At 44.2% G+C, this 15,302-nt stretch carries 14 protein-coding genes; 9 read left to right on the plus strand and 5 right to left on the minus strand.

The features are described from left to right. Positions 1-202: 202 nt before the first annotated feature. The 3 genes from devC to PN499_RS02795 form a co-directional block, all read right to left on the minus strand. Complete coding sequence (gene devC, locus PN499_RS02785) at positions 203-1,363, minus strand: ABC transporter permease DevC (protein ID WP_272030168.1); 1,161 nt, start codon at positions 1,361-1,363, stop codon at positions 203-205. Positions 1,364-1,375: 12 nt separating this feature from the next. Beyond that, entirely contained in the window at positions 1,376-2,914 is a 1,539-nt protein-coding gene (locus PN499_RS02790) for an efflux RND transporter periplasmic adaptor subunit (RefSeq protein WP_272030169.1), read from the minus strand. 191 nt (positions 2,915-3,105) lie between these two features. Then, on the minus strand, positions 3,106-3,879 hold the full coding sequence (locus PN499_RS02795; protein ID WP_272030170.1) for a phycocyanobilin:ferredoxin oxidoreductase: 774 nt from the start codon (positions 3,877-3,879) through the stop codon (positions 3,106-3,108). Positions 3,880-4,255: 376 nt separating this feature from the next. Here PN499_RS02795 and tatA point away from each other — a divergent pair, with 376 nt between their 5' ends. Next, the gene (gene tatA, locus PN499_RS02800; protein ID WP_272030171.1) at positions 4,256-4,447 is read left to right on the plus strand and encodes a twin-arginine translocase TatA/TatE family subunit; all 192 of its coding nucleotides are present in this window, start codon (positions 4,256-4,258) and stop codon (positions 4,445-4,447) included. 39 nt (positions 4,448-4,486) lie between these two features. On the opposite strand, the gene cphA is transcribed toward tatA, so the two are convergent. Beyond that, complete coding sequence (gene cphA, locus PN499_RS02805; RefSeq protein WP_272030173.1) at positions 4,487-7,207, minus strand: cyanophycin synthetase; 2,721 nt, start codon at positions 7,205-7,207, stop codon at positions 4,487-4,489. A 129-nt stretch (positions 7,208-7,336) separates the two neighbouring features. Further along, complete coding sequence (locus PN499_RS02810) at positions 7,337-8,227, minus strand: cyanophycinase (protein ID WP_272030174.1); 891 nt, start codon at positions 8,225-8,227, stop codon at positions 7,337-7,339. Positions 8,228-8,275: 48 nt separating this feature from the next. On the opposite strand from PN499_RS02810, the gene PN499_RS02815 reads away from it, so the two are divergent. The 8 genes from PN499_RS02815 to larB all read left to right on the plus strand — a co-directional run bounded on the left by PN499_RS02815 (position 8,276) and on the right by larB (position 15,216). Beyond that, positions 8,276-8,482 (plus strand): hypothetical protein, encoded by a 207-nt coding sequence (locus PN499_RS02815; protein ID WP_272030175.1) that lies wholly within the window; start codon positions 8,276-8,278, stop codon positions 8,480-8,482. 392 nt (positions 8,483-8,874) lie between these two features. Next, positions 8,875-9,552, plus strand: a complete 678-nt coding sequence (gene trmD, locus PN499_RS02820) for a tRNA (guanosine(37)-N1)-methyltransferase TrmD (RefSeq protein WP_272030176.1) — start codon at positions 8,875-8,877, stop codon at positions 9,550-9,552. 194 nt (positions 9,553-9,746) lie between these two features. Continuing rightward, positions 9,747-10,118: a hypothetical protein gene (locus PN499_RS02825; protein ID WP_272030177.1), complete on the plus strand. Its 372-nt coding sequence runs from the start codon at positions 9,747-9,749 to the stop codon at positions 10,116-10,118. A 163-nt stretch (positions 10,119-10,281) separates the two neighbouring features. After that, positions 10,282-10,884, plus strand: coding sequence for a cytochrome b/b6 domain-containing protein (locus tag PN499_RS02830; RefSeq protein ID WP_272030178.1), 603 nt, complete (start codon positions 10,282-10,284; stop codon positions 10,882-10,884). A gap of 297 nt (positions 10,885-11,181) precedes the next feature. Continuing rightward, positions 11,182-11,928 carry a Uma2 family endonuclease gene (locus PN499_RS02835; RefSeq protein WP_272030179.1) on the plus strand — a complete coding sequence of 249 codons (747 nt, stop codon included), beginning with the start codon at positions 11,182-11,184 and terminating at the stop codon, positions 11,926-11,928. A gap of 80 nt (positions 11,929-12,008) precedes the next feature. Further along, positions 12,009-12,488 carry a 2-C-methyl-D-erythritol 2,4-cyclodiphosphate synthase gene (ispF, locus tag PN499_RS02840; protein ID WP_007353387.1) on the plus strand — a complete coding sequence of 160 codons (480 nt, stop codon included), beginning with the start codon at positions 12,009-12,011 and terminating at the stop codon, positions 12,486-12,488. A 17-nt stretch (positions 12,489-12,505) separates the two neighbouring features. Beyond that, a complete protein-coding gene (locus PN499_RS02845; protein WP_272030180.1) occupies positions 12,506-14,284 on the plus strand; it encodes an ABC transporter substrate-binding protein in 1,779 nt (592 codons plus the stop codon). A gap of 143 nt (positions 14,285-14,427) precedes the next feature. Further along, on the plus strand, positions 14,428-15,216 hold the full coding sequence (gene larB, locus PN499_RS02850) for a nickel pincer cofactor biosynthesis protein LarB (protein WP_272030181.1): 789 nt from the start codon (positions 14,428-14,430) through the stop codon (positions 15,214-15,216). Positions 15,217-15,302: the final 86 nt, after the last annotated feature.

The following is a 15,302-nucleotide window of genomic DNA, read 5'->3' on the forward strand; positions in this document are numbered from 1 at the left end:
ATGGCTAATTGCTAATGGCTAATGGCTAATGGCTAATTGCTAATTGGGGAAAATTTCTCCCCCTCTCCGAGTTGTAGGGTGGGCGCTCGCCGCCAACGATCTATCACTATGAATTACAAGGTTGTTTGCGGCGAGCGCCCACCTTACCTTTAATTACTACTTCGTTACACCCAACCTACAGTTAACAGTTAACAGTTAACAATTAAAAAATATCAGCGGGATCGGCAGCACTAAGTTTTCGGACTGCCACTGCACCTGAAGCACAACACATTACAAATGTCAATATTAAAACAGTAATAGCTTTCGCCACTGTCATATACATTGGCAAACTTGTAGCCGTTCTACCTAAATTATAAAGAACAGTAGAAATAGCAAATCCTGGCAAATAACCAATGATTGCCAAAATCATAGCTTCTTGAAACACCACACCCAAAAAGTAGATATCCTTATATCCCATAGCCTTGAGCGTAGCGTACTCTGGCAAGTGATCCGAGACATCAGTATAAAGAATTTGATAAACAATCACGATCCCAACTATAAATCCCATCCCTGCTCCCAGAGTGAAAATAAATCCAATTGCTGTACTTTCCTCCCAATATTTTCGCTCAACTTCTACAAACTCTGCTTTTGAGGAAATTCTAACATCGTTAGGCAAACTTGCTCTCATTTCACTCACAACTTTCTGAACATCAGTTCCCGGCTTTAAGTGAATAATTCCTATATCAATTATTCCTTTCTTCCGTTTATTAAAAATCCGTAAAAAGTTTAAATCGCTAGTAATCGCATTCCCATCCGCGCCAAAAGATGCACCTAAAGTAAACAATTCACCTACTTTTATGCGGCGATTTTCTATCTCTGTTTCTACAATTTTCCCACTCTCGAAATAATCCTTTATTGGCCCGAATTCTGCTCTAGAAGCATCATCAAATAAAACCAAATCTGGCATTTTTATTAGATCCTGTTTCTCAGTTACACTGGGCAAAATAAAGCTCCGCTGGGACGGATCGATGCCAATAACCATAATTTGACGAGTATTTCGTTTTGTAGGATCGGGATTTTTCCACAACCCTAAACCAATATAAATGGGGCTAATAGATTCTACACCATCAAAAGCAAGGGCTTGATATAAACGCCTCTGAGGAAAGCTTTTCAGCGCAATTAATGCCGTAGATTGGGTGCTTGTTAAAAAAATATCGCCGTCTAATTTAGAATGAAAAGTGATGGCACTTTCAAATAGCGCATCCCTAAATCCAAACTGCATAAACATTAGTAAATCTGCAAAGCCAATCCCAGCTATTGCTACTAATAAACGGGTTTTCTCTCGTGTTAGCTGCAACCAAGGTAGAGGAATTTTTAGAAGCATATTTTCTAGTGTTTAAATAGAGATTTTCACTTCAACCTGTAAGTTAGTTAGGTTAGTAACTTTCTTACTGGCATCTGGATCGAGGCGAATTTTGACTTCAACAACTCTAGCATCTGTATCGGCTGCGGGGTCAGTATTAAGGACATCTTTTTTACCGATTTGTTTGCCAATTAAATCGACTGTTCCCTCTAATGTTCCATTCAAAGCGCTACTGGTAATAATGGTTCGCTGACCTCGACGAATTAGACCGATATCCGTTTCATAAACCTCAGCGATTACATACATTTGATTGGTGCGGCCGAGGTCAACGATGCCGTTGTCAATAGAAATGCGTTCTCCCTGTCTGGTGTTAATTTTTAATATTTGACCGTCTGTGGGGGCTTTTACAGAGCTTAAATCAAACTCTGCTTGGGCTTTTTCTTTGGCTGCGATCGCGCGTTCGACTGCGGCAGAAGCTGCTTGCACGTCTTCGGGTCGAACTTCTGCTATTTTATCGAGGGTAGCTTCCGCTTGATTAATCTGAGCAGGGCCAGTTTCTAGTATTTGGTTGAGTTCAGCTTTTGCTTGGTTAACGTCTTGAGCTAATGTTTCTAGGGTTTGGTTTAATTCAGCTTTTGCTTGGTTAACTTGCGCTCTACCAGTTTCTAGTGTTTGCGTCAAATTTGCCTGACCTTCCTTAATTTGTTGTTGCAGCGTTTGCACGGTTTTGTTAAGGTTAGCTTTGGCTTCTTTGATTCTCTCAACTCCTGTTTCTACTGTTAAGCGTTTACTATCGTAAGCGGAAGCAGAAATCGCTCCAGTTTGATATAGTTCTAGATTGCGTTTGTCTTCTGCATTTGCATTTCTTAATTCCGCTTCTAAGCGGTCAATTGTGGCATTGCGAGCCGCAATTTCTCCTCGCAATTGAGCTTGAAGGTTGGCAAGTTTTGCTTGTTCTACCTGAGTTTGTCTTTGCAGTTGAGCCTGAAGTCGGGCAAGATTAGCCTCGGCTACTTCTGTTTGCCTTTGGAGTTGAGCTTCTAAACGAGCAACTTTAGCTTGTTGAGCTTCGGTTTCTCTTTGAAATTGAGCTTCTAAACGGGTAATTTCTGCTTGTTGAGCCGAGATTTCTCCAGTTTTGGCTCCGGCTTTAATTTTAGCTAATTCTGCTAGTTGGAATTTTACTTCTTTTTCCGCTTCTTCTAATGCTGCTCTGAGGCGATCGCGACTATCTAAAATCGCAATTACTTGCCCCTCCCGCACGCGATCGCCTTCTTCCACTCGCAGTTGATCTATTTTCGATCCCTCCGACAGAGATGGGGCTGCTACTTTAATCACTTCCCCCTTCGGAGACAGCCGCCCTAAAGCCGTGACAGTTTTGGGAGCTACTGGAGTGGGGGCACTAGCGGGTACAGCGGCGGTGGAGGTCGAAGGTTCTGGCTTTCCAAGTTTAGAAACTTGCCAGAAACCTAGTAGCGCGAGCGCAACCGCAGCAGCACTCGCTAACAAGACAGTCCACCGTCCCGCAGGCTTTGAGAATGTTTTATCTTTCGGCCATGACTCCTTTCCCATAATCTTAATTAAGACATACTTTCTTAGTGGGTGGCGGACTTATTTAATTGTAAATGACAGCGCTCTTTATCCCGTTAGTTATTTGAAATTTGCAGGAATCTGGATTGATTTATCAAGGCTCAGAGTGCATATTTAGATACGATGTCTACTGATAGATTTACGGAGATCTCCTTTGGTTTTTATGGTAAAATTTACGTAGGATTGCTTAGAGCCACCTTTAAATCCTCAGTAAAAACCGCATCAAATAGTACAGTTCTCATGTAGCGATCGGCCCATTCTGACCCAAAAGCTTTTTCAAGTACCCGCCGGGTTTTGTCATTCTGTTGCTGTTGGGTGCAATAATAGGTTTGAGCAGCCACGATTTCGGCTTGCTCCTCAGTAGATACGGGTTTTGAAGCGATCGCCAGTTGACAGTTTATTTCTACGTAGGACTCCACCATCGACAAAAACTGAGCTTCTTCTTCCACTGAGCTCGGTCGCACAAATAGGCAAAATTCTGAGAAAATATCGCCCCAGTCTGGTACTTGGCGGTACTCAGAAAAATTGTTCTTGGGTAATGTACTTAGAGCGCTGCGGTAGCTCTCCGGTAAACTACGGTCAGCACTTAGAGGTGAGAGATCCGCGATCGCAGCACTAATCACTCCCCGTCCCGCCACTATATCCGTACCAAACATCGGTAAAGCATAGTTCGATCTAGGGAACATCACGCAGTGCAAAATATCCAGGTTTGACCCCACCTTCGCCAATTCCAAGTGAATTTTACGGAACTGGGGGGTTTGGAAACACTTATTTTCAATAATCAGTTTTTCTCCCTCCAGGCGACCTTCCACGTAGCCCAGCTCAGCAGGTAGATAGTATGGTTCTAGGTCTAGATAGCGTTGCCAGACTGATTCCATCCGGTCTGCTAGCTGACGGATTAAAGAGTGTTGTTCTCTCCGTAGGGAAGAGGGTGATGTTTCTAACATTGCTAAACAACTCCAATAAAATTTTATTTTGTGCTAGTGCAGTCTGGCTCCCAGGCTTGTATATTTGAGCATATCAGGAAATCCGTGCGAAAATTCACCAAAAATCTCCACTTTCAATGGCCTTTTACCCTTAGTCCTTGGCACTTTGTATCTTTCTGAGATGAGCAAGTTTTATTAAAAGTGCGATCTTCTTTTTATTCTTTGCCTAAATCTACTTACGTAACGCCGCCCTCTGGGCGGTTGAATCACCGCCCGGAGGGCGGCGTTACATTTATCAAAAAAATAAAATTGTCTTAACCGACGAAAAGGGTTACTATACCTTAGAATTTCAACCGCAGATCGATGTTAATTTAAAGAAAGCTTATAGGAGGAAAGTATGTTTGGTTTAGGATTGCCCGAATTAGGAGTTGTTGCCTTTATTGCTATCTTAATATTCGGCCCCAAAAAACTCCCCGAATTAGGAAGCGCGATCGGCAAAACCTTACGAGATTTCAAAGAAGGAATTCTCCCCCCTGAAGCAGAACCCGCCGACCCAGAAAAAGAAGAACCTAAAAAACCGGAAATATAACGGTTAACTGTTAACGGTTAACAGTTAACCGTTAACTAATCAGCCTTGATTCACAACCGTTGCCTTCAAGCCTTCTTGAGCTTGTAACTGACTAGAAATAGCTGGAGAAACCCCCAGATCCTTAATCGGTTTTCGAGCCTCAATCAAACTCAGAGCACCGCTAACACTCTCAGGTAAAATCACCACCAAACTCCCCGGCGGCGCATTATCCAAAGCCTTATTTACTGCTGTAGTTTCATCCAAAATTGACTCATATTCAACCTTAGATTTCCCATTTTCTTGCGAGTTCAGCGCCTCTCTAATTCCCTGGGAAATTAACTCTGCCGCCGAACCCGCAGGCCGTCCCCGCCTATCAGCATCCTCCTTAACAATAATCCTGTCAAAAATCTTGGCTGAAAGCTTACCCAGCGTCACAAAATCCTCATCTCGCCTGTCTCCAGGGCCACCTACCACACCGATATGGACTCCCGGCCAATTCCGTACAAAACTCCCCAAAGCTTCATAACTATGAGCATTGTGGGCATAATCGACCAAAGCGTGATAAGTTCCCAAATTAAACAAATTCATCCGCCCCGGAGTTTGACCAGCGGAAGCCTCGAAGGTTGACAAAGCCGCCCGAATATGCTCAATCTTCACCCCTTGGGCGAAAGCCGCCAAACAAGCAGCTAAAGCATTGGCAATCATAAACGGTGCGCGGCCCCCCATAGTTAAAGGTACGTTTACCGCTTGTTCAATTCTCAGCGTCCAATCTCCCTTTAAAATCGATAAATAGCCGTGTTCGTAAACCGCCGCTAAGCCTCCCGCAGCAGTATGTCTGGCTACCAACTCGCTGTCAGGATTCATAGAAAAATAAGCTACTTGTGCCTTCACGCGCTGGGCCATTTTCGCCACCAAAGGGTCATCGGCATTGAGGACTGCACAGCCATTAGGCATCACGGACTCCGCCACTACACTCTTGAGGGTGGCTAATTGCTCTACGGTATCGATGTCACCAATGCCCAAATGGTCGGCGGCGACATTCAAAACTACGCCCACATCGCAGTGTTCAAAACCCAAACCGGAACGCAAAATGCCGCCCCGTGCGGTTTCTAGGACTGCGACTTCTACTGTCGGGTCAGAGAGAATTAAATGAGCGCTTTGGGGTCCGGTATTGTCTCCCGATTCCACGAGATATTCACCGATGTAGGTTCCGTCTGTAGTCGTGTAGCCAACTGTTTGACCAGTTTGCTTGACAATGTGAGCCAGTAGGCGAGTTGTGGTAGTTTTGCCATTGGTGCCGGTTACGGCTAAAATCGGCACTCGGCTGGGCTGAAACTGGGGAAATAGCATATCCAGTACCGCGCCGGCGACATTACGGGGCAAACCTTGGCTGGGTGCAACGTGCATTCTGAACCCAGGGGCGGCGTTGACTTCGACGATCACGCCGTTTACCGATCGCAACGGTTGGGAAATATCCGCAGTGACAATATCGATCCCGGCAATATCCAAGCCAATAATCTTGGCTACCCTGGAACACAGCCAGAGATTTTCTGGGTGAATCTCATCAGTGCGATCGACGGCAATACCGCCGGTACTGAGGTTGGCTGTTGCCCGTAAAAATACTCTCTGACCTAGTGGTGGCACCGATTCCATCGTGTACCCTTGCTTATTGAGCAAGTCCAAGGCAAGTTTATCGATGGTAATCCGGGTGAGTACATTGTCGTGTCCATCGCCCCGTTGGGGGTCGCGGTTGACTGCTTCGATCAGCGCTTCGATGGTAGATTTCCCATCTCCAACTACGTTCGCGGGTACTCGTTCCGCCACGGCGACGACTTGACCGTTAACTACTAATACTCGGTGGTCGCGGCCGGTATAAAAGCGTTCAATAATTATGCTTTTGCTTTTGGAGGCGGCGCTGGCGAGGTCGTAGGCTTCCTCTGCTTCTTCCCAAGAGTTGATATCGATGGTGATCCCGCGTCCGTGATTGCCATCTAGGGGTTTAATGACTATGGGATAGCCGCCAACATCTGCGATCGCATCTTGTAGTTCGTCTAAATAGTTAATCACCGTACCTTTGGGAACGGGAACTCCTGCGTCGCGGAGAACTTTTTTCGTACCTTCTTTATCGCAGGCCAATTCTACGCCCAAAATGCAGGTGCGATCGCTCAGAGTTGCCTGTACCCGTTTTTGGTGAATCCCGTAACCCAGTTGAATCATAAACCTGGCACTCAACTGCATCCAGGGAATGCCGCGAGTCTCAGCTTCTTTAACAATAGTTTCCGTAGAAGGGCCTAGAGCTGCGGCGGCAGCAAATTCTTGAAGGTCTTTGATATCTTGAGCTAACTCTTCTTGCGGATAAGTCCCGGTATTAACAATACTTTGGCACAGCCGCACGCCTGCTCTGGCAGCGTAACGCCCTGCTTGTTCGTTTTGATACTCAATTACTACTTGATATGTACCGGGAGTTGAAGTCTCGCGGGTGCGGCCAAATCCCATTGGCATTCCTGCCAATTGCTGAAGTTCTAAGGCTACGTGCTCAACGATGTGGCCCATCATTGTCCCTTCTCGGACGCGCTGCAAAAATCCGCCCCGGCAGCCAGGGGAACAGTAGTGTTCGATTAAACTGGGTAGGACGCTGGTTAATCCCTCGTAGAAGCCGGGAATTTGAGCTGAAGTTTTATCTGCCAAATCTTCTAGTTCTAGACGCATGACGACCAGCTTGTGCCGTCTAATGCTCCAGTAGTTGGGGCCGCGTAAGGTCTGGATTTTTTGTATTTTCATGGCAGTCTTAGAGGATTGTGGGTCGCAGGTGTCGGAGAAGCATTGCCCATAGTTATTCAATTTCAAGCTTGATTACTCGATAAACTGTTCGCAGCGAACAGTTTTGCTATGAGTTTTGAGTTTAGGGATTTAGTTGGAGTTTCGACACTCCGGCGGCCAACTGGTATTGGGACAAGTTTCTGATTGCACGGCTTTGCCAGAGCGCATATTGTAACAATCCCCGTGACAGAGGATGTGCAGGCGCAGGTTAAAGAGGCTCAAAGGTTCTGTGGCTTCCACCACAGGCTCGTTGGTGTGAAATATCTCTCTAGTATCGACGATCGTTACTGTGCCTTTACCCATGATGCTAATGATGCCTTCGCCTTCAAACAGGGCACAGGTGTCCTCGTCGATGCCGATGCCGATGCGGTCAGGGTGAGAGGCGATCGCAGACAACAATCTAGCCATGCGATTACGATTGTGAAAGTGCTGGTCTACTATTACTTCTGGTATGATATCGAGCCCATTTGCCATATCAACTAAAGACCGATTCGGAGATGCGCCGCTACCCCCGCCTGCGATCATGTGGTGGCCCATCACTGCTGCCCCAGCGCTGGTACCAGCGAGGACGATTTTGCCTGCTTGGGCGGTGGTACGGATTTTTTCCATCAAGGGGGTATCGGAGAGCAAACCACACAGGCGCAATTGGTCGCCGCCGGTCATGAATACTCCCGTACAATCTTCTAAATAATCTTTCCATAATGGGTCTTCCCCTTGTTCCCGCTCGCGGATGTCGAGAACTTTGACCGCTTCTGCGCCCATTTCGTCGAAGATGGTGCGGTAGCGGGCGCTAATAGCTTCTGGATCTCGCGAAGCTGAGGGAATGATGGCCAGTCGAGCGCTTGTAGCTCCTGCGCGGTGAAAAAAAGTTTGCAGAATCTCCCGTCCGTGAACTTTGTCTTCCGCTCCTCCAATCACCATGATCGTTGTTGTGGTGCGCTGGGGAGTGTGTTCAAGGGCTTGAGATGTCAACTGCTGCATAGTGTATCTTCCTCTGTTTGGCTAAAATTGAGTCGTGCCGCTCCTGGTATGCTGCCAAGTCAGCTTGCGATCGAGATCGTTGGTTTTTTGCCCTGTTTTTGGTATTGGCGAAGCATACCGCCTGTGGGCTGGCTAAGGCAACTGGCCTGCAACGGAATGCAGTTCCTCCAGCTTGAGTTCGCGATCGCTTCTGAACCTTACTTTTCTGCTGGCTGTGAAGCAGAAGGCATAAGGGCAGAAGGTAGAAAAACTTAGCGATCTAGAAGGGCCCAAGGCAGAAAGCAATAAAAGCAATAGTTTCAGCAACTAAGAATCTCTTAATCAGCTTGGCGGTTGCTATAGAGCGCTGGCAATTTTCCTTCCTCGTAGTAATTTTTCTACAAAACCCGCCCACAATACAGCCAGGATTTAAGCGGCAAAGGAAAAACCTAAGACTTATCCGACTATAGGCATTTATTTATGAAATTCATGGTATTATAACTATACCTTTTTTGTGCCAAAATTTTGTGCTTTTGTGCGATCGCGATCGCGCTAATAATTCTACGATGACGATGAATCAAAGAGCAATTGTAGAAAACGGGCTTTCGTACCTGTGTTTTTAGCAGGGACAGATTGGAGAATTAACTAATTACTAAATTTACTGCCTCGTGCGATTTGATGTTCTGACTCTGTTTCCAGATTTTTTCACATCTCCCCTAAGTTCGGGGCTGATGGCCAAAGCTTTAGCGAAAAACATAGCTGAGGTAAATTTAGTCAATCCCCGCGATTTTACCGCAGATAAGCATCACCGAGTTGATGATGAGCCTTATGGGGGTGGTGTGGGTATGGTGATGAAACCGGAGCCCATCTTTGCGGCGGTGGAATCTGTGCCAATTTTACCGAGGCGTGAGGTGATTTTGCTCACTCCCCAGGGGGAGACGATGCAGCAACAGTTATTTCGGGATTTGGCTGGCGGGTACGATCAGTTAGTTTTGATTTGCGGTCATTATGAGGGTGTGGATGAGCGAGTGTTGCATTTAGTGACTCGCGAGGTGTCTTTGGGGGATTTCGTGCTCACAGCAGGGGAAATTCCCGCTTTGGCGTTGATTAATGGGGTGGTACGGTTGTTACCGGGAACGGTGGGGAAGGCTGAGTCGGTGGCTTTAGATAGTTTTGAGGATGGGTTGTTGGATTACCCGCACTATACCAGACCGGCGGATTTTCGCGGATTGAAGGTTCCTGATGTTTTATTATCGGGGAATCATGCTGAGATCGATCGTTGGCGGCGGACACAGCAGATTGAGCGGACACGGCAAAGACGACCGGATTTGTTAGACAAAGCCTAAAAAATCATCACAATTAAAAGTAAGTGTCAACACTCGATCGGAAAACTACAATTAATATTTTAAGAGGAAGGTAATAGTATAAGTATTGCCCACAGAAATTATAGAGGTAAGACCTGATTTCTAGGTCAATTTTTTTAAAGAAAGCGACAATCTTTTGAATAAATCAGGGGTTTGTGTAAGTCTTAGGAGGTTTAATGAACAAGAGTAATGATAAGTTTATTGATGGGTTTACTTGGGTTTTATGTGGAAATTTTTTACTGTGGTTTGTATTACTTTTTGTTATGGGCAATGCTATGAATAAAATTTCGTGGTTTGGCAATTGGATTAACCGATGTATTGATATCTCAAGTTTACCTTCTCCTGGTAGTTTTGGTCTAGCTAGGGGTCTGTGGCTATTTTCTTTACTTACTGGTAGTATTAGCTTTGCACAGCTTTGTTATATTATACCTTTGATAATTTGGGCGAAAAAAAGAGGAAAGTGGGAGTTTATTAAGGGAGTTTTTGTCGCTAGCGTGACTACAATTTTATTGGTAGCTAATTGCTTTGTCTCTGTAGTTTTTTGTTGATGATGGAGAATATTACACTCGAATCAAATATTTGCTATTCTTTTGCTGACGATACTTAGAGAAATTATGGAGTAAAATAGATCGGTATTTCTCTGTAAGAAACAGATTGCCCTAATTAAGCTATAGTATTATCAGGTAATGTTCTCATATAGCCTACTCACAAATGCCTCCCTCTAAACCTTACCAACCCTTACTACTCAGACTCCTACATGGAGTTAACGCTGTGATAGCAGTACTCGCAATTTTAACCGCTTTTGTGGTGTACAATAACTATGATGGTCGCTTTGGAAAATTGCCACTTCCTCAGTTGGAACACATCATTGGAATTCATGGCACTTTTGGTAAACTCTTAATTTTAGGTGTGATGCCAGCCTTTGCATTATACAGCTTTCATATCGGTCAAAAACGTTTGATTCAGCCAGATTCGTTAGCTAAAATAACGCAATTGAGTAAACCGATTGGGTGGTACAGCTTTCACCGTACTGTCAATACAATCATGCTATTAGCACTAACTTTTTCGATTGTGTCTGGTAGTATGGTCAAGGAAGAATGGCTACCTGCGGGAGAATTAACGCGGATTTGGTACACTCTTCACTTAATAGGATGGGCAATTCTAGTCTTGTGTCTAGCCTTGCATTTACTAATGAGTGCAAAGATTGGGGGATTTCCTCTGATTGTCTCTATGTTTGAGGCCAAGTATCGTCCTAATGATTCTTCTTTGACTGATTGGCTGCATAAAATTCGCTCTTTAATAAGACGCTCTTAATTAAGAATATGCGACGAAATATTATCCTCATTATTGTAGAAGTATTAGTCATGGGTGGCTGGATATTTGCCTTGTTAGCACCTATTTTATTTCCTTAAATGTATGGCTTAAATTTATGGGTTTTGCTAAGCTTAGCTGCTAAATCTAACTTGGCAATGCTTAACAAAGTTAGATTTACCCCTGGCGTTAGTGCCGATAAATAATTTAAAGTCTTATTATAATAGATTTTGAGAGGCAATCGCTCCGATCTTGTCAAATATTTGCTATCATTAAATATCATACCAGCTTATAAGCCAGATGAACAACACTACGATGTCACTAGGTATAGAAAGTTTACCAACAAATTTGATTACCGATGATGGTGAGCCGATGGAAAGCAATAACCATAGAATTTCGATGAACTTACTCATCCAGTCTCTCAAATATCACTGGCGAGATAGGCAAGACTTTTTTGTAGGAGGCAATATGTTTGTCTACTACAGCGCTAACCAAGTCAAAAATCAAGACTTCAAAGGCCCTGATTTCTTTGTGGTTTTAGATGTAGATGGAACTATAAATAGAGATGCTTGGATTGCTTGGGAAGAAGATAGCCGCCTCCCAGATGTAGTAGTTGAATTAATGTCTCCCTCAACTGCTGAAGTAGATTTAACCACCAAAAAAGATATCTACGAGCGTAAATTAAAAACCCAAGATTATTTTGTCTACGAACCCAATACTGCCACTTCTCTCAGAGGTTGGACGTTAATCAATCGTCGGTATCAATCATTATCTCTTAACGAAAAAGAGAGATTATATTGTGAGTCTTTAGGGCTATGGCTGGGTGTATGGGAAGGGAAAGTAGAAAACTGTCAAGGTAATTGGTTGAGGTTTTTTGATATAGAGGGAAATTTAGTATTGATGGGAGATGAAGCCGAAACTCAAAGAGCCGAACTAGAGCAACAGCAGAAAGAGCAGGCTATACAACAATTAGAGATTGAAAGGCAACAAAAAGAACGGTTAGCTGCTAAGTTAAGGGAGTTGGGCATTAACCCTGATGAAATTTGATTGCTGGATATTATAGAATGTCCGATTGATTTTTTTTCCATACTGGAATATTGTAGGTTATCTCTGAAAGCAAGAATTATATGAACATCCGTATTGGCAATGGTTACGACATTCACCAACTGGTAAGCGATCGCCCCCTCATTTTAGGCGGAGTCAACATTCCCCACGAATTAGGATTACTCGGCCACAGCGATGCAGACGTACTCACCCATGCGATTATGGATGCCATGTTAGGAGCACTCAGCTTAGGAGATATCGGTCATTATTTTCCCCCTACCGATCCCAAATGGAAAGGTGCTGATAGTTTAAAATTACTAGCACAAGTAAACCAGTTAATATTAGATAAAGGCTGGCAAATAGGTAATATCGATTCAGTGATAGTAGCAGAACGCCCGAAGTTAAAGCCGCATATAGAAAAAATGCGCGATCGCCTTGCCAATGTCTTAGAATTAAACCCAGACCAAATCGGCGTAAAAGCTACCACGAATGAAAAGTTAGGCCCCGTCGGGAGAGAAGAAGGCATAGCAGTTTATGCTGTTGCATTGTTAGTGGTAAAATAGTTGTAAGGTTGTAAATAATGATGATAACTTCTTCAATTTCCCAGGTTTTGCGTCGGTGGCTTACTATCTTACTAGCAGTTATCGTCGCCATCACCCTTTATTCATGCAGTCCCGCTCATTCTAACTTGGTAGCACGATTAGTAGTTCCTACACCCAGCGGCCCAGCTACATTTAACTCCCCGCTAAATCAGTCAGCTTATGATGTGTTTGGCTATCTCTACGAGGGATTGCTCAATCAAAATGGTGTGACATCTAACTTAGAACCCGGTTTAGCAGAATCCTGGGAAGTATCTAAAGATGGCAAGAAAATTGTGTTTACTCTGCGGGAAGGATTGAAGTGGTCAGATGGCGAACCTTTTACCACTGATGATATCATTTTTACTTACGATGGTATTTATCTAAACGATAAAATTCCCTCTAGTTTAAAAGACATTCTTAGGGTTGGAGTCAGTCGCCAATTTCCCAAGGTAAAAAAACTTGATTCGCGCCGAGTAGAATTTTCTGTAGCAGAACCATTTGCACCTTTTATTCGATTTGCTGGCGGACTGCCAATTTTACCTGCTCATATTTTAGCAGAAAGTGTTCGCACTACCGATGCTGATGGTAAGCCTCTATTTCTATCAACTTGGGGAACGAATACAGATCCCAAAAAAATCATTGGTAATGGTCAATATCGGATGGCTAGCTATACTCCCAATCAGCGAGTTATTCTAGAGCGCAACCCCTACTATTGGCGTAAAGATACTCAGGGAAATTCTCTGCCTTACATTGAGCAAATTGTCTGGCAAATCATGGAAAATACAGATACCCAACTGCTGAATTTCCGTTCGGGAGATTTGGATACTCTCGACGTACAGCCAGAGGCATTTCCGCTGTTGAAACGGGAGGAAAAACGAGGTAAATATACTATTTATAACGGTGGGCCAGACTCTGGGACAGTGTTTCTGGCATTTAATCTCAATCAGGGCCGTAATGCCAAGAATAAGCCTTTCGTAGACCCGATTAAGTCTCGGTGGTTTAATATTAAAGAATTTCGGCAAGCCATTGCTTATGGAATTAATAGAGATGCAATGACGAACAATATTTATCGGGGTTTGGGTGCGCCGCTGCATTCCCCGATTCCGGTACAAAGTCCCTTTTACCTTTCTCCAGAAAAGGGGTTAAAAACTTACAATTACAATCCAGAAAAAGCGAAACAATTGTTGCTTGATGCGGGTTTTAAATATAACTCAGAAGGTCAGTTATTGGATGCTCAGAGCAACAAAGTTCGATTTACTGTGCTCGCATCTGCTGGTAAGAAGGTGCGGGAACAGATGGCATCACAAATTAAACAAGACTTAGGTAAACTTGGGATGCAAATTGACACCCAGTTTTTGAGTTTCAATACCTATGTAGAAAAGCTGCGCCTGACGCGGGATTGGGATACTTATTTAGGTGGCTTCACGGGTGGCGGTGTGGAACCGCATGGCGGCTATAATGTGTGGTCAGTCAAGGGAACTTTACACAGTTTTAACCAACCGCCGCAACCGGGAGAACCAGCTATTAAGGATTGGGTTGTTGCTGACTGGGAGCAGAAAATTGATGACCTTTATGTGCAAGCATCGCAGGAACTTAACGAGGCGAAGCGCAAGGAAATTTATGCTGAGACTCAGCGCATCACTACTGAACAGATGCCTTTTGTTTATATGGTGAATCCGCTAACTTTTGAGGCTGTCCGCGATCGCATTTCTGGGATTAAATACAGTGCTATTGGCGGTGCTTTTTGGAATTTGTACGAGCTGAAAATAACAGAATAAAATTGGTAACTGGTAATTGGTAATTGCTAATTGCTAAACCGAAGTAGTTTCACAGTAGGGCGATTGCTTCGCTTGGCTCGCAATGACAACTAACAACTAACAACCAACAATTAACAACCAACAACTAACAACTAACAAATTTTATGGAACCTGAAGCATTACAAAATTTATTAAAAGCTGTTGCGGCTGGGGATATGACTCCTGACCTAGCTTTGGAAAAATTAAAGCATTTTGACTTTGAACAAGTAGGAGATTTCGCGCGAATTGACCACCATCGTAGTTTAAGAACTGGTTTTCCCGAAGTAATCTGGGGACAGGGAAAAACACCTGAGCAAATTGTTGAGATTATACAGGTGATGCGGTCGCGTAATTCTGTGGTAATGGCTACTCGAATCTCACCGCAGGTGTATGATGAATTGCAGCAGAAAATTCCCGATTTATCTTATTATCGAAGTGCTAAAATTTGTGCAATTGTTCCTGATTTAGCCATCCCAAAAAAAGCCGGAATTATTGCTATCCTGACTGCGGGAACTGCCGATTTGCCTGTAGCAGAGGAGGCGGCTGTTACGGCGGAACTATGCGGGTTTCAGGTACGCCGTCTTTGGGATGTGGGAGTGGCTGGAATTCATCGTTTACTGAGTCAAAGGCACGTTATTTATGAAGCGGATGTGTTGATTGCAGTGGCTGGAATGGAGGGGGCTTTGCCTAGTGTGGTTGCAGGTTTAGCGAATTGTCCGGTGATTGCTGTGCCAACAAATGTGGGTTATGGTGCTAGTTTTGGCGGTTTAGCTCCCTTGTTAACAATGCTTAATTCTTGTGCTGCTGGTATCGGGGTAGTTAATATTGATAATGGGTTTGGTGCAGCGATTTTGGCTTGTCAAATTCTTCGGACTGCTGAGCGATTGGGGCGGTTTGAGGGAGAGAAAGCTTAAATAATTGTAACTGCTTAGAGCTGAAAATAGATGTTACTAAGTAGGTAGACATAAATAAACACTATAAATTGTAAGGTGGGGGGGGG

Source organism: Kamptonema animale CS-326, from assembly GCF_028330895.1.
Classification (GTDB): Bacteria; Cyanobacteriota; Cyanobacteriia; order Cyanobacteriales; family Microcoleaceae; genus Kamptonema; species Kamptonema formosum.